This window comes from Microbulbifer sp. THAF38, from assembly GCF_009363535.1.
In the GTDB taxonomy this organism is placed as follows: Bacteria; Pseudomonadota; Gammaproteobacteria; order Pseudomonadales; family Cellvibrionaceae; genus Microbulbifer.
This window is the reverse complement of record NZ_CP045369.1, coordinates 1972186-1993852: the sequence shown is the minus strand read 5'-3', so window position 1 is coordinate 1993852 and position 21667 is coordinate 1972186. Positions and strand designations below refer to the sequence as shown.

Here is a 21667-nt window from a genome sequence, read left to right as displayed (position 1 = left end):
CTTATGCCTCCCCTGCTTTCAGGTTTTTCAGGAAGGGACCATAACCCTGGTTACCCAACCAGAAGTTCACCAGGTTGCTAACGCCCTTACTGGTCAGAGTCGCACCGGACAGGCCGTCTACTTCGTGAATCGCATTCGGGCTTTTCGGATTAACCTGCCCTTTGATCACGCTGATATCGACGTTGCCCTGGCTGTCGAAGACTTGCTTACCAACCCACTGGGATTTCCAGTTGGGGTTGTCCACTTCGCCACCCAGTCCGGGAGTTTCCTTGTGCTCGTAGAAGCCGAGGCCCGCTACGGTGTCGAGGTTACTCTCCAGCGCGAGGAAGCCGTACAAGGTACCCCAAAGGCCGTAGCCGCGGACAGGCAGAATGATCTTGTCCAGCTTGCCATCTTTCTCCACCAGGTATACCTCTTTGGTATTTTCCCGGCGGATGATCTTAGCGGTGTCCTCGTCTGCCGGCAGTCTCTCACTGGCAGAGGGGATCTTGGAAGCAGCGCGACCGCTGCCGCCAGCCGGCGCTTCATCGGTGAATTTACCGGTGTTCAGGTCAACGTATTTGATCTTCACATCGGCGAAGGCTTTCTCGACTTGCGCTTTGTTAGCGTGAGAGTCCTTCAGCAGGCCACCAGCCATCAGTACGTTGCGCTTCATGTCCAGCTCGGCATTCGCCTGCTGGGCAGGCTTCAGCATTACCGCCGCAGTGGAAACCACTACGGAGCACACCAGGCACATTACCAGCGCGACAATCAGAGTACCGGTTACGGAATCTTTATTAGCCACGTGCCAACCTCCGTTTGATATTGGACTGCACCACAAAGTGGTCAAACAGCGGAGCGAACAGGTTAGCGAATAGGATCGCCAGCATCATGCCTTCCGGGAAGGCCGGGTTCACTACACGAATCAGGACAACCATCACCCCGATCAGAATGCCGTACCACCAGCGACCAGTGTTGGTCATGGCAGCGGAAACCGGGTCAGTGGTCATAAAGATCAGGCCGAAAGCAAAACCGCCCACTACCAGGTGCCAGTACCAGGGTACCTGGAACATCGGGTTGGTTTCGGAACCGATCATGTTGAACATAAACGCGGTGGCCATCATACCCAGCAGGGTGCCGGCTACGATGCGCCAGCTGGCGATCTTCATGCCCATCAGGATTACACCGGCAATCAGGATAGCCAGGGTAGAAGTTTCACCGATGGAACCATGTATCTTGCCGAAGAAAGCGTCGAACCAGGTTACCTGGCCAACCGCAGCGTTCACGATACCGTTCTGGATGCCTTCGCTGGCCATAACAGACAACGCAGTTGCACCGGTATAACCGTCAACCGCAGTCCATACTGCATCGCCAGACATGGCCGCCGGGTAGGCGAAGAATACGAACGCACGACCGGTCAGTGCCGGGTTGAGGAAGTTTTTGCCGGTACCACCGAACACTTCCTTACCGATCACCACACCGAAGCTGATGCCCATGGCCACCATCCACAGAGGGAGATCCGGCGGACAGGTTAAGGCAAACAGAATGGAGGTTACGAAGAAACCTTCGTTCACTTCGTGACCGCGCACAGCGGCGAACAGCACTTCCCAGATACCACCCACAATAAAGGTGACCGCATAAATCGGCAGGAAGTACATGGCACCGTAGACAAAGTTGTCCCACAGGCTCGCCGGGTTATAGGAGGTCAGAGCACCAATAACGGCGTGACGCCAGCCGGACAGATCCGGGTTGGTCATACCTTCGAGGATGGTGTTGGCCTGGAAACCGATATTCCACATACCGTAGAAGGCAGGGATCATCGCACAAGCCCACACGGTGATCATAATACGCTTCAGGTCGATACCATCGCGCACATGAGCCGTGGTCTTGGTTTTATCAGCCGGCTGGAACAAGCCAGTATCAATGGCCTCAAAGAGGGCATAGAACTTTTCGAACTTGCCGCCTTTGTGGAATTTCGGTTCGATAGAATCGAGGAATTTACGCAACATACTTACCCCTCCTTCTCAATACGGGTCAGGTTGTCCCGCAAAATGGGGCCGTATTCGTACTTGCCCGGACACACAAAGGTACACAGTGCCAGATCTTCCTCATCCAACTCCAGAGCACCCAGTTTCTGGGCCATAGCTGTATCACCCACGATCAGGGAGCGCAGTAGCTGGGTCGGCAGTACGTCCAGCGGCATGACCTTCTCATAAGTGCCGACCGGCACCATGGCACGCTCGGAACCGTTAGTGCTGGTGGTGAAGTTGAACAGCTTGTTCTTGAACAGGCGCGAGAGGTAAATCGGGAAAACAGAGTAGCGCTTGTTACCGGCACGCAGGTAGTGCAGGAAAGGACGCTCATCGCCCTCTTCCAGGACAGATACCTGATTATGGTAGCGACCCAGGTAACCCAAAGGACCTTCAGCGGTGCGGCCGCCAAATACGGAGCCGGAAATAACGCGATCGTTATCACCTTTCAACTCACCGGAAGTCAAAGTTTCCAGGCTGGCGCCGAGACGAGTGCACAAAAGGCGCGGCTGCTTGACTTGAGGGCCGGCCAGGGAAACAACGCGGTCGGTGAACAGTTTACCGGTGGTAAACAGTTTGCCTACGGCGATCACATCCTGGTAGTTAATGGTAAATACACTGCGAGAACCGGAAACCGGATTCAAGTAGTGAATATGGGTACCGGACAGGCCAGCCGGATGGGGGCCGGCAAAAGCTTCGCGGCGAATATTCGCAGCGCTCGGTACGGGGATGTCTGCATCAGGGGCGGTACAGACGTAAGTGGTTTCCGCCAGCTTGGAAAGAATCTCAACGCCCTGAGAGAAGGCTTTAGGATTCTCGGCAATCACCACTTCTGGATTGGCAGCCAGAGGATTGGTGTCCATCGCGTTGATAAACACCGCTTCCGGCTTGGCATCCAAAGCGGGGACGCGGCTGAACGGGCGGGTGCGCAGTGCGGTCCACATGCCAGACTCAACCAGGTTCTCAACAACCTGCTCGCGTGTCAGGCCAGACAACTTATCTGCGCTGTAGCTCTGGAACTGTTCTGCAGCATCGCCGTCTATGCCAATCACAACGGATTGCAGAACACGGCGGGCACCACGATTGATAGCAACAACACGACCGGCGGCCGGCGCTGTGTAGCGCACACCTTCGGTTTTTTTGTCACTGAACAGTAGCTGACCAAGATTGACGCGATCCCCTACAGCCACTGCCATTGTCGGTTTCATCCCGTGATAATCGGGGCCGAGAACAGCAACGGTCTTGATCGCAGGTCCTTTGTGGATGACCTGCTCGGGCGCGCCGGATATGGGTAAGTCCAATCCCCGACGGATCTTTCTCATACGCCTATGCCTAAGTTTCTAGTTTATAAAAATTGCAATAAAGCCCACCCGCCCAGGTTCAAACTGAAAAACAGTCAATCCCGGACTGGCGAGCCATACTGTGGAATTCTGTGCTGCGAGGGCTTATGCCGTTTCACCCGTAGACCGGGCGGAAGGAAGCTAACTGATGGTTGTGCGCGCTAACTTCTCGGCGCACGGCCGCCCCGCAAAATCGCGCGCATTATAAAGATGGGGCAAAAGCTTTACCAGCCTGGAAGCATCCAAAGTGGCTCTAAGATAGGAAATTTCTACTGAAAAAACAGGGATTTGGCGAGAAGTGGGCGGGCGGCTGTGACTGCCGCCCCACCCTTGTGGCCAGCCCAAAGGGCCGACCTGCAGACTTTTAGCTGACGCCTTAGTCTTTCTTTGGGAACAACTCGTAACGAACGCCAGCCATATCTTCCAGGCAGCGAACCACCTGGCAGCTATAGCCGAACTCGTTGTCGTACCAGCAATAGAGCACCGCATTCTTGCCATCCACGATAGTCGCAGTGGAATCGAATACGCAGGCAACGCGGGAACCAACAAAATCGCTGGACACCACTTCCGGGGAGTTGGTGAAATCGATCTGCTGGCGCAGTGGCGAGTGCAGCGCCACATCGCGCATGTATTCGTTCAGCTCTTCCTTGGTGGTCTCTTTACCCAGGTTCAGGTTCAGGATCGCCATGGAAACATTGGGGGTTGGAACACGAATTGCGTTGCCGGTGAGCTTACCTTTCAGCTCGGGCAGCGCTTTGGCAACCGCCTTGGCAGCACCGGTTTCAGTCAGAACCATATTCAGCGCTGCTGCGCGACCGCGACGCTCGCCTTTGTGGTAGTTGTCGATCAAGTTCTGGTCGTTGGTGTAGGCGTGTACGGTTTCTACGTGGCCGTGCTCAACACCATAGCCGTCCATCATCGCCTTCAGGACAGGTACGATGGCATTAGTGGTACAGGAAGCGGCGGACAGCACCTTGTCTTCCGGCTTGATGTCGCTGCTGTTGATACCGTAAACGATATTCTTGATATCGCCCTTGCCCGGTGCAGTCAGAAGCACCTTGGAAGCGCCTGGGCTCTGCAGGTGCTGGCTCAGACCTTCTTCATCACGCCATACACCGGTACTGTCAACGATAATCGCATCGTTGATACCGTGCTGGGTGTAATCCACTTCCTGCGGGGAGTTGGCGTAGATGATCTTGATTTCGTTACCGTTACAGATCAGGGAGTTGGTCTCCTCGTCCACACGGATAGTGCCCTGGAAAGCGCCGTGTACGGAGTCGCGACGCAGCAGAGAAGCGCGCTTCACCAGATCGTTGGGCGCCTTGCCCTTGCGCAGCACGATAGCGCGCAGGCGCAGAACGTCACCACTGCCGGCCTTGTCGATCAGCAGGCGGGCAACTAGGCGGCCGATACGACCAAAACCGTAGATCACAACATCTTTGGATTCAGGCAGAGGCTTACCGGCACCAGCGGCATCCGTCAGCTCTTCACGTACAAACTCGTCCACAGACAAGCCGCGATCATCGCGCATGTACTTGTTGGTCATGGTTCCCAGGTCGATGTGGACAGGACCCAGCTCCAGCTTGCAGATGGCCTCCAATACAGGGAAGGTTTCAAACTCGGAGAGTTCGTTTTCCTCAACCTGACGCACGAAGCGATGCGCTTTCATGATGCTCAGTACAGAGCGGTTTACCAGGTTGCGGCCGTACATATAAATGCCGACGTTTTGCTCGCGGTTGAGCTTTCCAATCATCGGGATCATGGATTCGGCCAGCGCTTCACGCTGTTTCCAGTCCTTGAAAAAGTCCGCGGGCTTCGGTCGCTTCTGAGTCACTATCGGACACCTCTGCAATGTGTTTAATAGGCAGGAAATCTCGGCCCACAAACCACTCGGGGGCCGTATGGCTGCGCATTATCAGGATTCACCCACGGCTGCGCAACTGCGCAAAAAAAAACCAAAAAAATGTAGTAAAACTACCTTTTTGTTGTCACGAGCTGTCTTGATGCGCAATCTCCCAAAAAGCCTAGCCGTTTGAGACCAAATTCACCGGCGCGGATATCATAGACTGCAGCCTAATCCGATCGCGGCTACAATAGCCGCCCCTGGCACTACAGCAAATGAAAGCGCGGATATTTAAGGAAAGATGACCGATATACAGCCTCTAACTCCCCCCAAATTTCACGGCGATAGCGACCGGCAATTCTGGGGGCAACTACACGGCGCAGCGGCCGCGCTCGCCATTCTCAACGCTGCCCGCAACAGCCAATCCCCTACTCTGCTGGTCACTCGGGACAGCCTTGAAGCGCACCGTTTAGAGGTGCAACTGAAATTTTTTAACAAAGCGCGGAGAGATGGAACCTCACAGAGCGATTTTCAGATCTTCCATTTCCCCGATTGGGAGATCCTTCCCTACGACACCTTCTCTCCCCACCAGGACATTATTTCGGACCGCTTGGCCACTCTCTACCGCCTGCCGCAAATGGGGAGCGGTATCGTCATCGTGCCTGTAAGCACCTTGATGCATCGCCTGCCTCCCAGCGATTATGTGGCCGGCAATGCCCTGATACTGAATGAGGGGCAACAGTTTGATATCGATATCCAGCGCCGCCTCCTTGAACAGGCCGGCTATCACTGTGTAGATACCGTCTACGAACACGGCGAATTTGCCGTGCGCGGCTCACTCATGGATATTTTCCCCATGGGCAGCTCACTGCCCTACCGCATCGATTTGTTCGATGATGAGATTGAATCCCTGCGCACTTTTGATCCGGAAACCCAGCGCACTGTAGATAAAGTGGAAACCATTCACCTGCTGCCCGCTAGGGAATTCCCAATGCATAAAGCCGGTCTTTCCGGCTTTATGCAAAACTGGCATGAACAGTTTCAAGTTGACCCCAGTCTGGTACCCATCTACCAGGATATCAGTGCAGGCATTGCGCCAGCAGGCATCGAATATTATCTGCCATTATTTTTCGATAATAACTGCGCGAGCCTGTTCGACTACCTACCTGAAAACAGCCAGGCATTTATTCAGGGGGATATTCAAGCGCCCGTAGATAGCTTCTGGCGCGAGGTCAGCAACCGCTATGAAAGCCGCCGCGGCGATCTGACCCGTCCAATCCTGCAACCCCGCCAAATTCTGCTAGATATCGACGAGTTCAACGGTGCACTCAAGTCGATGCCGAGAGCCATTTTCTCCAACGAGACACTGCCCGAGGCTCAGGGCAATCACAACTTTGCCACCCAGGTGCCACCGACATTACCAGTGGACGGAAAAGCCGAGCAGCCCATGGCAGCCCTGGAAAGTTATTTGATGGAGTATTCCGGGCGGGTACTCTTCTGTGCCGAGAGCGGTGGACGCCGCGAGGCACTACTTGAGCTACTCAAAGGCATACGCTTATCTCCACCCACCTTTCAAAGCTGGCAAGAGTTCCTTCAAAGCGATAAATCCATCGGCATCACTGTAGCCCCCCTGGATCAGGGGTTACTGCTCAACGACCCCGCCATCAACCTGATCGCAGAACCACAGCTGTTTGGCGAACGGGTGCTTCAACAGCGCCGCCGCAAAAAAGCCAAAGATGATGCTGACAATGCAGTCAAAAACCTGGCGGAACTGCGAATCGGCACCCCGGTGGTACATATCGACCACGGCGTGGGGCGCTATCGCGGCCTGCAACACCTGGAAATCGATGGGCAGCCGGCAGAGTTTCTGACCCTGGAATATGCCGATGAGGCCAAACTCTATGTGCCCGTAGCCAGCCTGCACCTGATCAGCCGATACTCCGGGGCTGACGAAGCCCTGGCCCCCTTGCATAAAATGGGCAGTGAGCAGTGGCAAAAGGCCAAACGCAAAGCGGCGGAAAAAGTACGTGATGCCGCCGCCGAGCTTTTAGACATCTACGCCCGCCGGGAGGCCCGTGTCGGCCATGCCTTTGCCGATCCCAAGCTGGCTTATCGCGAATTCGCCGCCGGCTTCCCCTTCGAAGAGACCCCGGATCAGCAGCAAGCTATCGAAGCCGTGGTCGGCGATATGCTGTCGAAAAAACCCATGGATCGACTGGTGTGTGGCGATGTGGGCTTTGGTAAAACCGAAGTCGCCATGCGTGCAGCCTTTGTCGCCGCCCACGCCGGCAAGCAGGTCGCCATGCTAGTTCCCACCACCCTGCTGGCACAGCAGCATTTCCAGTCCTTCCAGGATCGCTTTGCCGACTGGCCCATCAATATCGAAGTCATCTCCCGCTTCCGTTCCGGCAAGGAAGTGGACAGCGTGAAAGAGAAAGTAGCGAGTGGCAAGGTGGACATCCTGGTCGGCACCCACAAATTACTGCAGAGTGATCTCGATTTCAAAAACCTGGGATTGCTGATTATCGACGAGGAGCACCGTTTCGGTGTACGTCAGAAGGAGCGCCTCAAGAGCCTGCGCGCGGAGGTGGATATCCTCAACCTGACAGCCACACCGATTCCGCGCACGTTAAATATGGCCATGGCCGGTATTCGAGATCTCTCAGTCATCGCTACCCCTCCGGCACGACGCTTATCGGTAAAGACTTTTGTACGCGAGCGCGACGATGCCCTGGTGAAGGAAGCCATACTGCGGGAGATCCTCCGTGGTGGGCAGGTGTACTTCCTGCACAACGAGGTTAAGAGCATCGAGCGTATAGCCCGGGAACTGCAGGAAATGATTCCCGAGGCCCGTATCGGTATCGGTCACGGCCAGATGCGCGAGCGCGAGCTGGAACAGGTCATGAGTGACTTTTACCACAAGCGCTTCAATGTATTGGTCTGTACCACCATTATCGAGACAGGCATCGACGTCCCTACGGCCAATACAATCCTGATCGAGCGTGCGGATAAATTTGGCCTGGCCCAGCTACATCAGCTGCGCGGCCGTGTGGGGCGCTCCCACCACCAGGCCTATGCCTATTTACTCACCCCCAACAAACGCTCGATGACTGGCGATGCCATCAAACGCCTGGAAGCTATCAGCGAAGCCCAGGATCTGGGAGCCGGTTTCACCCTGGCCACCCACGACCTGGAAATCCGCGGTGCCGGCGAGCTGCTTGGCGAGGAGCAGAGCGGACAGATTCAGAGCGTGGGCTTTAACCTGTATATGGAGATGCTCGATCGCGCAGTGAAGGCCATCCGCGAGGGGCGCACTCCCAATATCGACGAACCCCTGGAATCCCCGGCGGTAGATGTCAATCTGCGTGTACCGGCACTAATCCCCGAGGATTACCTGCCGGATGTGCACGGCCGCCTGATGATGTATAAACGCATCGCCAATGCCGTCGATCGCCAACAGCTCAAAGAGCTTCAGGTGGAAATGATCGACCGCTTTGGCCTGCTGCCCGAACCGGTAAAACACCTGTTCCGCACCACAGAAATTAAACTGAAGGCGGATAAAATGGGGATTCGCAAGCTGGAGGCCTCCGCTGTCCGCGGCCGCATTGAGTTTGCCGAGAACACCCAGGTAGACCCCCTGACCTTAGTGAAAATGGTGCAGACCCAGCCGGGACGCTATCAACTTGCAGGTGCCAACCAGTTGAACTTCAGCCTCGATGAAGAGGGTCCCGAGCGCAAACTACAGGAAATCAACGAAGTGTTGGAGCGACTGGCCCAGTGATAGCACCCTGCAACCGGTGATGGGGTCGATCGACAGGGGGGCAACCCCCTGCCACAATCCCCCGCACAGATACCCAGTTGCAGAATGCCTCCAGGCCCTGACAACAGACAGATGGAAAAAAGTGGTAAACCCATGACCATAAAAAAGATAGCGCACCTCTGCTCTACCTTGGCCCTGGCGCTCTCCGCCGCGGCCACTCAGGCGGCGAACTATGCCGGCAATACCTTTGAGATCGAGATGATCGTATTCGAGCGCCCCCAAGGCATGGCGCAAACCAGTGAAAACTGGCCTGCTGAGCCCAAGCTCTCATACCCAGGTCGTTGGGTGGATTTCAATACCCGCACACATCGAAAGGAAACTTCTAAAAGCCCGGCGGCCCCCACACTTTCAGAACCTAACGGGTCCACCCACGGCCCTCGCAGAACTACAGACCTGGACGAAGAGCCTATCGGCTTTGAAACGATGGGACTCAATGGCAACACTACTGACGAGACGCCACTCTCCCGCTTGATGCTTTCCCCGGTAGCCACCAAGCTGGACAACAAGGTTGCCGCACTGGTTAGAGGCGGGGACCGTATTTTGTTTCACAAAGCCTGGCACCAGGTGCTGGAACAAAAGCACAAGTCTCCAGCGATCCTGATTGACGGTGGCGACGCCTATGCTGGACACAATCAGCTGGAGGGCTCGATCACCCTGAGCGTCTCTCGCTATTTACACCTAAGCACAAACCTCTGGCTCAGCGATTTTTCAGCTCCGGCATCCACAAAAGGTATCCGCCTGCCTCTTCGCCCCAAAGTCACACCGACAGCCTCTATTGAAGAGACCTCCACACGCCTTGCCCATGAAGGAAATAATTCTTTCTCAAATCAAGAGCCGCAAGATGCTCTTAGTCCAGCTGCGAGACAAGAACCAATGACCCTTGATGCCTCGCTTCCAGTTGCCGAACAGCCAATGCATGTTATGCGAGCCGCTCATTTACAACATGAGCGCCGTATGCGAAGTGGCCAGCTTCACTATATTGACCATCCGGCATTTGGCATCCTGATTGAAATTCGCACGGTTGCCGGTATCAAAGAAGAGCCCACCGAAGAAATAAACTCTGACACCCTTTAGAAAACCAGTAGAAAACCAGCAAATAAAAGCCTGCGAAGCTCTACAAAAAAGCCCCCCTCTTTTATTTTTCTGAAAGGGGGGGGGATTTCATTCCTAATAGCGCACCCATTCAAAAGTAAAAACAAGTTAATCCTGTAACAACCAAAGAATATCCACCAAACCCTACGAGACAATCAAACGAATTTGATTGCCCCTAAGGCAATAAAATTTTTTTATAAGAGTGATTCAGAGGGATCTCAATAGCGAATAGAAATACAACTGTTAGGAGCAAATCAGGAAATCCTCTTCACCTCAACATTGGCCCACCTTAATATTGACTCACCTTAACACTGACTCACCTCAACGAAATTTACTCGAAGCTATTTGCCACATAAGTAAGTGAAAAATTTAAAAGTAAAACCATAAGCTCTCAAATATCACCCAACAAATACACTGCATCCAGTCCCAGCCATTAAAGCGCACATACCATTGAATCGATTTCATATTTATTAAAGCCGTGAAAACATTTAATTTTTCTAAATATTTCAAGGGACTAATTATTAGAGAAAACACAACGCGAAACGGAATCGATGTAATTGGTCACACGCGAAAGGCATATCACCTCAGTAAATAGATTAACCGGGCGAAGGGGGGAGATAGAAAAGCGAGCCAAGCAGCCCGCTTTAGAGGCGCTGGCAGAGTTCGCGGCTGGCTACCGCAAACTCTACACGATAACAGTTCTTTCAACGAGCGATCCGAAAATCACTCACAGGGAACAACATCTTCCGCCAGCAGTCCTTTGTCACCTTGTTGCATTTCGAACTCAACCGCTTGCCCCTCGTTAAGGGTTTTATAACCCTCTCCGCGAATGCTGCGATAGTGAACGAAAATATCTTCAGTTCCTTCTCCACAGGTGATGAAGCCATAACCCCGTGCGTTATTGAACCACTTCACTGTACCTGTAACGCGATCACTCATTGAGAAAACCTCATTATTGTTATTGCGCCTACCTCTATTACCTCACTGCTTATTTCGGCAAGAGGGGCAAACGCCACCCCATTGTTAACAAACTGCTCCATGCAGAATGCTATCTTGCTTCACCCATTTGAGAGATACCCAAAGGGCGTAACCTGATTCTTAGATAAAACAGCGCCAGTGTCTAGGTTTCTATGTGAAATAAATACTACGTTTTTACCACTAGGCGTAATTAACCGTCAAAATCCCGATTAAGCTCCATATATAAACTAAACATTTGTACCTTATCGCACTCCCAATACTCAACTGTCTAACGCGGCTTCACGCGCTAATGAAGGAATATCGGCAATATGAACTGTTGAGGTCGGGAATGCACAGGAGGCGCCATGGCGCTCAATAATATTGAGGACATTCAACAATACATCCTGTTTGATTTCATGGTATCTCACCCACTCGGTAGTTCTGGTAAAGGTGTATATAAAGAAATCCAGGGATGAGGCAGCAAAACTATTAAAATTAACAATAAGAGTCCGGTTGGCATCTATTTCCGGGTGATGCTGTAACATTTTCTTAACATCCGCCACGATCTGCGCCATCAAATGGGCATCTTTGTAACGGATACCAATAGTTTCAAAAATCCTGCGATTGAGCATCCTTGAAGGATTCTCGACAGATATTTGGGTGAATACGCTGTTGGGCACATAAACCGGTCGCATATCAAAGGTGCGAATACGGGTTAAGCGCCAGCCAATGTCCTCGACGGTGCCCTCTATCTCTTTGTCCGGCGAGCGAATCCAATCGCCGACCGCAAAGGGCCGGTCAAGATATATCATCAGACCACCAAAGAAGTTCGCCAGCAAATCCTTAGCGGCAAAGCCAACTGCCAGCCCGCCAATGCCACCGAAAGCCAAAACACCGCTGACGCTATAGCCCAGGAACTGCATAATCACAATGCCTGCGGTGATGGCGATCGAAGCCCTCACCAGCTTGCCAATGGCCCTAACCGTGGTGGCATCCATCGGTTTGCCAATGTAGCGGGGGTTACACAGGTTGCGTTCCGCACTGTGGGAGAAGCGCCAAGCGAACCAGGAGAGCACCAGGATAAGACCTATCTCGCGGGCGGGCTCCGCCAGGGAAAAAATCTCCGACCCCGTTGCTAGGCCCGCACGCTGGGCAGCAACCGTCAGGCCCAGTAGCCAGATTAATACCTGCCCAGGTGGGGAAAGAGCCCCTACCAGCGCATCATCCCAAGGATTGACGGTCTTCTCAGCCCTGGCAGCCAGCTTTTGCACAAAGCGTCCAAAAATCCATGCCGCCAACGCGGAAGTCAATACAATCAAAAAAACAGAGACTATCCAGACCCGGTTATCACCCAGCCAGGACAACAGCACACTCTCTACGGACTCCACGATTCCCCCTCCACTCATAAAGCTGACTCCACTCCACCCAAATAGGCTTCAGTCGGGTTAAAAGCCAGCACATCTCAATTACTGCATTATTGAAGCTAACCAACTGCGCGTTCTACGCCAGCGCTCACTATTTTCAAGTTCCGCCCAGGAGGTGATTGAGGGCTTGCCGCGCATCGCTTTCAGGCGCTCACTGGACTCCGCTGCGGGCTTAAAATTCTGTAGTCCAGCGAGGGACTCCAAAGCCCCGGCACGATTGTTACAGACCACCCCCATATCACAACCCGCCTCCAGTGCAGCTCGGACCCTCTCTCCATAACCTCCGGCTACACCCGCCCCCTCCATCGACAGATCGTCACTAAAGATGACTCCATTAAACCCAAGTCGCCCCCGCAAAATATCCCTCAACCAGTATCGGGAAAAACCCACAGGCTGACTATCAATGTTGACGAAGCGAATATGGGCAGGCATCACGGCATCCAGCTCACCAATACCAATAAGCTCAATGAAGGGCAAGGCATCGGAATCCATAACCCGCTCCAGAGTCCGCTCATCCTGTGGAAGCTCCACATGACTGTCTTCCAATACATGGCCATGTCCGGGAAAATGCTTGCCAGTTGAGGCCATACCGGCCTCATGCATTCCTTGAATAAATGGCCTCGCAATAGCCGCCAAGCGGCCGGGGTCTGGACAAAAACTGCGGTCCCCAATCACCCGGCTATGGCTATCATCCGCATCCAAAACGGGGGCAAAACTGAAGTCCACCCCTGCCGCCAGTAACTCCGCAGCGAGCAACCAGCCCACATCCTGCAACTGTGTTGCAGATGCCTCTGCAGATAATTTCTGCATGGAAGGCAGGCGAGTAAAACCCTCACGAAATCGCTGGACCCGCCCCCCCTCCTGGTCAACAGCCAGGAGAATCTCCGGACGTATAGATCGAATATCGGCAATCAACGCCTGCAGCTGATTGCGGTCCCGGTAATTGCGTGCAAAGAAAATCAAGCCACCCACAAGCGGGTGACGTAAGAGCTCACAATCCTCATTGGTAAGCTCCAGCCCCTCAATATCAATCATCACTGGTCCAAGTGATGCGGACATACTCAATTCCTCTTATATTCGACAGCTCTATGGCTTAACTGGCCTCCACCTTCAGCATCGCAGAAGCGGCCGGCACAAGACGCTCCAGGGTTTCCGGCAAACTGCTCTGAGCACCAAAATCCTCTCTCAGAATAGCCTCTATGGCATCGTAGCTCGACAAGGTGAAGATAGTGGCTCCCAGCATGAAATACAGGCGCCAGTAGAACGTAACGGGGTCAACCCCTGGTAAGGCCTCAGCCAGCAGGCCGGCAAAGCGCCGGTAACTTTCACCGTAACGAGACACTATAAAGCGACGTAAGTGCCCCTGAAACTGTGTGTAGGCCAATCCCAGCAGTCGCATAAAGCGCTGCGGATCGAGCCCTCGCTCACTCAAGCCGCCCAACCCCACCTTATAAAGGCTTTCTAATAGCCCCTCTACCCTAAGCGGCTGGCCAGAAGCAATACGCCAATCGAGTTCTGACTCTAAAGCCTCGGTAAATGGGGTCAAAAAGCGCTCAAAGACCGCCTGGATCAGCTCTTTTTTTGAGCCAAAGTGGTAATTGACTGCCGCCAGGTTAACACCTGCTGTGCTCGTAATCGTTCTGAGAGAAGTTTCCGTAAAACCGCGCTCGGCAAATAGCACTTCAGCTGCGTCCAGTATCCGGCTAACGGTGTCCGTCTGGCTCATATATCAAACCATCATTTAAAACAGTTGTTTAACTCTGGCCAGATTAGCATATTCCTCTGCCAGTCGAACTGTACAAAACACCTTTAGAGGTTCTGATCGCTTATCAGCACCTACAGGGAGAAAACTTCTCACAGCTGAAACAGACGTGTTGCTGTATCACTCAAGAGGAGATTCGTACTGATGCAGTACAACTGCTAATACCCCCCTCCTGGATACTGCAACTCAAAGTTAAGCGCTTTGGGAAGCTACCCGAAAGATAGAGGGGACAAGAAAGGTTAATTCAACTCAGAAACAGGAATTCATGAACACATGAACAAAAGAAACGGCTGGGACAATCCATCTTTGCGACCCGAGTCCATCTGAATTGCAGCAGCCAATCAAAAATTCAACCTTTGAGACAAAGCTGAAATATCATGGGCTGCGATCATAAATTGAAGAAACTTAATCTGTAGCGACAAACCACTTCGCGGCATTCACTTTTTTTGAATAATCGATAATTGTTCTTCTGCAAGCTTTTTTAGTGCCGCCCTATCAATTTTGCCAGTGGGGTTGAGAGGCATGCTATCCAGGATTATTATCACTTCAGGGGCCTTGTAACCGACACGCTCTCTCGCACAATCAATCACATCCTCAACACTTGGCGCAGTGACACCGCTCTTCAGCGTAATAAAAGCCCACACATCCTCTCCATGAACATCATTGTGAACGCCAACTACTCCAGCGAGATCAACCGCTGGATGCGCCATAACAGCTTCTTCAATTTCCTGGGGTGAGAGGTTTGAGCCATCTCGGACGATAATCTGCTTTTTTCGACCACGAAACCAAAAATAACCATGAGAATCGACACGCATAATATCACCGGTATCAAACCAGTCATTCTCAAGCACCGTTCGAGTTACTCCAGAATTAGCCCAATAACCAGCCATCACCGGCGCTCCACTGAGCCAGAGGTTACCATCTGTATCAGGGGCAACCTCCCTCCCCTCGCCATCACGTAAGCAAGCAATATAACCTGGAGAAACCTTACCAACGGACCCAGCCTTCTCTATTGAACTGGAAGGATTGAAAAGGCAATCTGGAGCCTCTGTGAGCCCGTAAGTCTCCTGGATCATCAGACCAGTCTTGCGGACAAATTCAACTGCAAGATTGAGCGGAAATTTATCACCACCAGTGACACACAATCGAAGTGACGCGAAGTCTTCACGCTTTGCATCATGATTGCGCTCCATCGAGATAAAAGCTGCGGGAATCATTACCAGCACAGTTGGCCGGCAAGATCGCAATAAGGAAAGAATTTCTGGTCCCTCAAAACTTTGAGGAATGACTACCATTGCACCTACAGAAAATGCAGCCATGGCTGTTGAAAGTGACCCCACATGTGCAATTGAAGCTCCTGGTAAAACAACGTCATTGCGTGAAAGGTTTAGAGCAATAGCAAAACTTGCCACTATAGACCCGAAAGAAAACTGACTGTGTATAACACCCTTCGGCTCTCCGGTACTGCCGGATGTAAAGAAAAGGAATGCACAATCCTCTAAATCTGATGAGGGAGGCCCAACCGCTGGCAATCCAGAATCAACCAAACTTTCAAAATTCCAGGTATTTTCAAGAGCACTCTCAAAAATAAGAATACCTTTACTCAATCCGCTAACAGATTTATTAGATCGAATATCCTCTCTAAGCTCCTCATCTACGCACAAGGCTACTGCGCCACTCACTTCAAGTGCACGATCAATTTCGGCTGAGGTGTAGCGATAGTTTAATGGAACTGCAACTAGCCCTAGCTTGATGCATGAGAGAAGAAAAATAAGCATTTCGCCTTGGTTCGGCATCAAAGATGCAAACCGTTCACCTTGACGAAAACCCTTCGCTGCCAGCCTCTCAGCCAAAGTATCAATATCTCTTTGCAATTCTCGCCAGGTCCACGCTCGACTGCTGCAAAGTAGTGCTATCTCATCTGGCTTACTATCTAGAGAGACCTCTAAGAGATTCTTCAAGTCCGCGGGCTTTAGTAGGGGGTCTCCATAAAAAGGCACAGTTTGGCGTCCTATTTAGAATGCAGGCTAGCTAATAAGTAAAAATACCCCTAATCACAAGCGATCAAATATAAGAATAATAGCAGGCTCATTAATCAGTCTGACACGCATTACAAACCGCTGAAACTGGCACCTGGTGATCAAAGGGGAGTATACGATGGGCAATAGCTCGGAATAATCAAAGCCCCAAAATAGAGAACCCCCAGGGTGTTTGACTAGCTCTGAAAAATTACCAGAGCAATAGCCAAACCTCTTCAACCCCAACAGAAACTTACAATTTTTTAAATTATTTTTGACTTTCTCTGCCGCGCAAATACTTCAAAATCAAGTGTACAGCCTCCTCGACGGTATCCACGATATGGAATAAATCGAGATCGCCTGAATCAATACAACCCTTTTCCAGCACTGTATCCACTAACCAATTGTACAACCCACCCCAATAGCGCTCCCCAACCAGCACTATAGGAAATCGCCTTACTTTTTGTGTTTGCACAAGCGTTAAAGCCTCAAACAATTCATCCAGAGTGCCGTAGCCTCCAGCTAGGCCAACAAAACCGGCGGCATGCTTAACAAACATAAATTTCCGCACAAAGAAATAACGAAAGTTCAAGCTAATATCCTGATACGGATTGGCTGCCTGCTCAAAAGGGAGTTCAATATTTAATCCAATTGAGGGGCCAGACTGCCCAAAAGCCCCTCGATTACACGCCTCCATAAGACCTGGGCCACCACCGGTGATTACCGGTATCCCCTCGGCAGCCAAAAGCCCCCCAAGCTTTACCCCCTGCTGGTATTCCAAACTATCCTCTGTGAAACGCGCGCCACCAAAAACCGTTACAGCCCCTTTTAGTGCAATTAGACGCTCAATCCCATCAACTAATTCCGACTGTATACGTAGAACCCTCCAAGCCTCGGGCATCTTTGCATCAAGCATTATTGTTCTCCCTTGTTCTCTCGTGCTGTCAGCTCTTTCAACTACTCTTTTTTTCACTCATTGTTTTCTTAATCAATGTAGCAGCTTGAATCGAGGCAAGGGGCGGGTTTGCGCAAACCTAAAATCTGTATATAATCCCAGCAACTGTATAAAAATACAGAAACTCTAGGTAAATCTATGACCAATCTCACCGCACGTCAGACTCAAGTATTAGAGCTGATCAAAACCTACCTGGATGACACAGGCTACCCCCCCACCCGCGCAGAAATTGCCCAGGAACTGGGCTTTCGCTCACCCAATGCCGCAGAGGAACACCTCAAAGCATTGGCGAGAAAAGGAGCCATTGAGATGGTCGCCGGCGCCTCCAGGGGCATTCGAATTCCAGATCACCAATCCGGTCTTCCCATCGTAGGACGTGTCGCTGCAGGCCACCCTATCCTGGCCACAGAGCATATTGAGGATTATTGCGACCTGCCCGCCAGCTTCTTTCACCCGCCGGCAGATTATTTACTCAGGGTGCACGGCATGAGTATGCGCAACGCAGGTATTCTCGATGGGGACCTGCTGGCCGTACAGAAAACCGAGCAAGTCAGAAATGGACAGATTGTGGTTGCCCGGATTGATGATGAAGTAACTGTTAAACGCTTCCGCCGCAAAGGCAATCAGGCAACTGTGCAACTACTACCCGAAAACGAAGACTTTGAGACTATCCAGGTGGATATGCGGGATAAGAACTTTGTGATTGAAGGGCTCGCGGTGGGCGTGATTCGCCAAACCCCTTAAGAGTAAACAGTTTACCAATGTCCATATACAACAACAGCGGCTTTAAGCCGCTGTTGAAACACTTTTACCTGCTCACCTTACCATAGATTAGATCAATGAATCGTATGGTTAACCGGCATTGATTCTTCCTCTTCGAAGTAACCAGGCTCCAGGTCATCAAGGTTCTGCACAGCTTCTATACCCGCTTCCAGCATTGCCCGAGCCACTGCTACTTTGTGCTTTCGTAAAAATTGGAGACTCTCGGCTGAGAAACGAATACTCACCAGAGGGTCCTCCTCGTGACCGGCGCGGCGTAGAGCCACATCGCCATTGGCCAACTCGATAATCTCAAAAGTTTCGGAGGACATTAGCTTTCCCTTCACTGCACATCAGTTTGCGCCCAGTGTACCACAGGCAATTTAGAAGTTTCAGTGGGTGCAAACAGATAGACAGAAAGGGAGCGAGGAGCCCTCAGCACTCCTCAAGATTGGCACGCTGCCTGCCTACCAACTCACTTAATGCAGCGTGCCATTTGAGCAGCACTTCGAAGGAAAGATCAACAACCACAGGGCCCGCGACATTGTGCGCTGGTATCAGATTGCCGCCCTGCCCCTTATCTTCCGCAAGCGGAGGCAGCCGCAAGAGTTGATGCCATGCACGTAAAAACTCGCTCAGCCAACTCCCCGGCTCTGAGACCAACAACTGCAATTCCCTTACTTCAACACTGGCTTTCCCCTGGCTGTGCAGGCTATCCACAATAACCTGCAGGGACTCAGGCTCAAACCCCAGTTGCAATTGATGGGAAAGCTCAGCCAGGAAGGCCCGGTAAGCTTTCCACAATTGCAACAGGGCACCTTCTTCAAGAGCCATTCGCTGAATAGCAGAGTCAAAACTACTTGTAGCAAGCAGTTGGCTCTTGCGTAGCGCGGATGTAACCAGGCCAGTGTAGGGATTGCTCATTTACTTTTTTGCCGCCACTTTCTTCGCTGCAGGCTTTTTCTTAGCTGCAGTAGACTTACTTGCCGCCTCAACCTTCCAGGCGCCATCTCGATAGAAAGCCTTCCAACCCGTCGCCTTTCCATCCTCCTCGGACTGGACATATTGCTCTTGGGTCTTGCGACTAAAGCGAACCACGGTATCCCGCCCCTGATCATCCTGTGCAGGTGCAGAGAACAAGAAACTGTACTTGGGATCGATCTCACTTTGGTGAGGTAGCAACTCTTTGACCAGCGGTGCGCGGGTTTCACGGTTTTTCGGGAACTGACTGGCAGCCAGGAATAACCCGGAGGCGCCATCACGAAGAATGTAATGGTCTTCAACCTTCTGGCATGCCAACTCAGGCATGGGCACCGGATCCATCTTCGGTGGTGCCGGCTGGCCATTCTTCAACAGCTTACGGGTGTTCTTGCAAGCTTCATTAGTGCAGCCAAAATATTTACCAAAGCGGCCAGACTTCAGCTGCATATCGCTTCCGCATTTATCACACTCAATAATCGGGCCGTCATAACCCTTGATTTTGAACGTGCCCTGCTCCACCTCGTATCCATTACAGTCCGGATTGTTACCACAGATATGCAGTTTGCGATGCTCATCGAGCAGATAGCTATCCATCGCCGTGCCGCACTTGGGACAACGGCGCTTCTCCCGCAGCTGACGGGTTTCTGCATCCTCATCCTTATCTGCGTCTATCGCCTCATCACCGGAAACCAGATTCATTGTATTGGTGCAACGCTCCTTGGGAGGCAGCGCATAACCGGAGCAACCCAGGAAAACACCGGTAGAACCCGTACGAATCTGCATATGGCGACCGCACTTACTGCATTCAATATCGGTATCCGTCGGCGTGTTGCGACGCATTCCCGCATCGCTGGACTGAGCCTTTTCCAGTCGCGAAGAGAAGTCCTGATAAAACTCATCAAGCAGCTGCTTCCAACCTTTATCGCCGTCGGCGACCGCATCCAGGGATTCCTCCAGGTTTGCGGTAAAACCGTAGTCCATCAGGTTTTTAAAACTTTCACTGAGACGGTCGGTGACAATATCACCCATTTTTTCCGCATAAAAACGGCGGTTCTCTAGCCGCACATAGCCACGATCCTGAATAGTGGAAATGATCGAGGCATAGGTTGAGGGTCGGCCAATACCGCGCTTCTCCAGCTCTTTTACCAGGGCTGCTTCACTGAAGCGAGCTGGTGGTTTCGTAAAGTGCTGTTTCGGGTCTAGCTGCTCTAGTGAGAGCTTTTCACCCACCTTCACATCAGGCAGCACTAGATCCTCATCTTTTTTACCTGCCGGAGGCGCGACCTTGAGAAAGCCATCAAAGCGAATCACCCGACCGCGAGCACGCAACTCAAATTCACCAGCGCTCACCACAATAGAGGTTGAAGTGTATTTCGCCGGGGTCATTTGACAGGCAACAAACTGTTGCCAAATCAGGTTGTAGAGCCGCTCTGCATCGCGCTCCATACCGGAAAGCATATTAGGGGCGACACGGACATCGGAGGGGCGTATTGCCTCGTGCGCTTCTTGTGCCCCCTCTTTGCTGCTATAGCTATTGGGATTTTCCGGCAAATACTTATCGCCGAAATTCTCACCGATATATTGCCGGGCCGACTCAACCGCCTCTTTACTCAAATTAGTCGAATCGGTACGCATGTATGTGATATGACCAGCTTCGTAGAGGCGCTGCGCTAGGGTCATAGTTTTCTTAACACTAAAGCCAAGGCGATTGCTTGCCGCCTGCTGTAGCGTCGAAGTAATAAAAGGGGCCCCTGGCTTGGAACTCGTAGGTTTGTCATCACGAGCACTGACAACAAAATCACTGCCCTGCAACAATTTAACCGCGCTTTTCGCATCGACTTCATTGGTAGGGCGGAAAGCTTCTCCAGCCTGCTTTTTAACTTCAAGGCGGAGCTTGTTCGCTTTGTTTGTGGCGGTATCGGCGAAGAGCGTCCAGTACTCTTCCGGGATAAAGGCGCGAATTTCACGCTCGCGCTCAACCACCAATCGCACGGCTACCGATTGCACCCGACCGGCGGAAAGGCCGCGGGCAACCTTTTCCCACAACAGCGGGGACACCATATAGCCCACGATGCGATCGAGAAAACGACGGGCCTGCTGAGCATGAACCCGATTGATATTCAGGCGGCCGGGGTCTTTGAAAGCCTCCTGAATTGCCGATTTGGTAATCTCATTGAAAACTACCCGGCGATAACGATCATCATTGCCACCAATGGCTTCGCGCAAGTGCCAGGCGATGGCCTCTCCCTCGCGGTCCAAGTCCGTTGCCAGGTAAATGTGGTCGGCATTCTCGGCAAGTTTCTGCAACTCGCTGACCACCTTCTCTTTACCCGGTAGGATTTCATAGTGAGCCTGCCAGCCATTATCTGGGTCGATACCCATGCGCTTGATCAGTTGCTCACGATTTTTCTTACGCTTGTAGACCTCTTTCGCCTCAGGGGAAAGTTTACGGGTCTCAGCCGCACGTCTTGCCCGCTCTTTTGCATCAACGGGCTGTTTGTTGCCGCCACCAGTTGGCAAATCGCGAATATGACCGACGCTGGACTTAACCACAAAGTCCTTGCCGAGATATTTATTGATAGTTTTCGCTTTGGCCGGCGATTCGACGATGACCAGTGATTTACCCATAAGCCTTTGATTTCAAATGAAAAATTTACTGCTATCCGAAGCATTTCAGACCCGTAGTTCGGGCCCGCGCTGCGCGAAT

At 52.2% G+C, this 21667-nt stretch carries 16 protein-coding genes; 3 read left to right on the top strand and 13 right to left on the bottom strand.

All coding sequences use genetic code 11. From position 1 onward, the window contains the following. Position 1 precedes the first annotated feature (1 nt). The 4 genes from FIU95_RS08515 to FIU95_RS08500 form a co-directional block, all read right to left on the bottom strand. The gene (locus tag FIU95_RS08515; protein WP_152453276.1) at positions 2-784 is read right to left on the bottom strand and encodes a Na(+)-translocating NADH-quinone reductase subunit C; all 783 of its coding nucleotides are present in this window, start codon (positions 782-784) and stop codon (positions 2-4) included. Next, on the bottom strand, positions 777-1988 hold the full coding sequence (locus FIU95_RS08510) for an NADH:ubiquinone reductase (Na(+)-transporting) subunit B (protein ID WP_152453274.1): 1212 nt from the start codon (positions 1986-1988) through the stop codon (positions 777-779). Before FIU95_RS08510 ends, FIU95_RS08515 begins: the two co-directional genes overlap by 8 nt. Positions 1989-1990: 2 nt before the next feature. Further along, positions 1991-3331, bottom strand: coding sequence for a Na(+)-translocating NADH-quinone reductase subunit A (locus FIU95_RS08505; protein WP_152453272.1), 1341 nt, complete (start codon positions 3329-3331; stop codon positions 1991-1993). A 394-nt stretch (positions 3332-3725) separates the two neighbouring features. Next, positions 3726-5186, bottom strand: a complete 1461-nt coding sequence (locus FIU95_RS08500) for a glyceraldehyde-3-phosphate dehydrogenase (RefSeq protein WP_152456227.1) — start codon at positions 5184-5186, stop codon at positions 3726-3728. A 307-nt stretch (positions 5187-5493) separates the two neighbouring features. Between FIU95_RS08500 and mfd the strand changes: the two genes are divergently transcribed. After that, positions 5494-8973, top strand: a complete 3480-nt coding sequence (gene mfd / locus FIU95_RS08495) for a transcription-repair coupling factor (RefSeq protein ID WP_152453270.1) — start codon at positions 5494-5496, stop codon at positions 8971-8973. A 132-nt stretch (positions 8974-9105) separates the two neighbouring features. Next, positions 9106-10086: a CsiV family protein gene (locus FIU95_RS08490; protein ID WP_172975357.1), complete on the top strand. Its 981-nt coding sequence runs from the start codon at positions 9106-9108 to the stop codon at positions 10084-10086. Positions 10087-10827: 741 nt separating this feature from the next. Here the strand turns inward: FIU95_RS08490 and FIU95_RS08485 are convergent. From FIU95_RS08485 to FIU95_RS08460, 6 genes are all read right to left on the bottom strand, one after another. Next, positions 10828-11043 (bottom strand): cold-shock protein, encoded by a 216-nt coding sequence (locus FIU95_RS08485; RefSeq protein WP_020413094.1) that lies wholly within the window; start codon positions 11041-11043, stop codon positions 10828-10830. 299 nt (positions 11044-11342) lie between these two features. Continuing rightward, positions 11343-12467 (bottom strand): mechanosensitive ion channel family protein, encoded by a 1125-nt coding sequence (locus FIU95_RS08480; protein WP_172975356.1) that lies wholly within the window; start codon positions 12465-12467, stop codon positions 11343-11345. Positions 12468-12527: 60 nt separating this feature from the next. After that, on the bottom strand, positions 12528-13544 hold the full coding sequence (nagZ, locus tag FIU95_RS08475; protein ID WP_152453266.1) for a beta-N-acetylhexosaminidase: 1017 nt from the start codon (positions 13542-13544) through the stop codon (positions 12528-12530). Between the two features lie 34 nt (positions 13545-13578). After that, positions 13579-14211, bottom strand: a complete 633-nt coding sequence (locus FIU95_RS08470) for a TetR/AcrR family transcriptional regulator (protein ID WP_152453264.1) — start codon at positions 14209-14211, stop codon at positions 13579-13581. 473 nt (positions 14212-14684) lie between these two features. Further along, positions 14685-16247: a class I adenylate-forming enzyme family protein gene (locus FIU95_RS08465; RefSeq protein WP_253868981.1), complete on the bottom strand. Its 1563-nt coding sequence runs from the start codon at positions 16245-16247 to the stop codon at positions 14685-14687. A 286-nt stretch (positions 16248-16533) separates the two neighbouring features. Beyond that, the gene (locus tag FIU95_RS08460) at positions 16534-17181 is read right to left on the bottom strand and encodes a TIGR00730 family Rossman fold protein (protein ID WP_152453260.1); all 648 of its coding nucleotides are present in this window, start codon (positions 17179-17181) and stop codon (positions 16534-16536) included. Positions 17182-17358: 177 nt separating this feature from the next. On the opposite strand from FIU95_RS08460, the gene lexA reads away from it, so the two are divergent. Further along, a complete protein-coding gene (lexA, locus tag FIU95_RS08455) occupies positions 17359-17964 on the top strand; it encodes a transcriptional repressor LexA (protein WP_152453258.1) in 606 nt (201 codons plus the stop codon). Between the two features lie 92 nt (positions 17965-18056). Here the strand turns inward: lexA and FIU95_RS08450 are convergent, their stop codons facing one another. The 3 genes from FIU95_RS08450 to topA form a co-directional block, all read right to left on the bottom strand. Further along, positions 18057-18311 (bottom strand): hypothetical protein, encoded by a 255-nt coding sequence (locus tag FIU95_RS08450; protein WP_152453256.1) that lies wholly within the window; start codon positions 18309-18311, stop codon positions 18057-18059. Between the two features lie 103 nt (positions 18312-18414). Continuing rightward, entirely contained in the window at positions 18415-18903 is a 489-nt protein-coding gene (locus tag FIU95_RS08445; RefSeq protein ID WP_152453254.1) for a DUF6586 family protein, read from the bottom strand. Then, positions 18904-21588, bottom strand: a complete 2685-nt coding sequence (topA, locus tag FIU95_RS08440) for a type I DNA topoisomerase (protein WP_152453252.1) — start codon at positions 21586-21588, stop codon at positions 18904-18906. Positions 21589-21667: the final 79 nt, after the last annotated feature.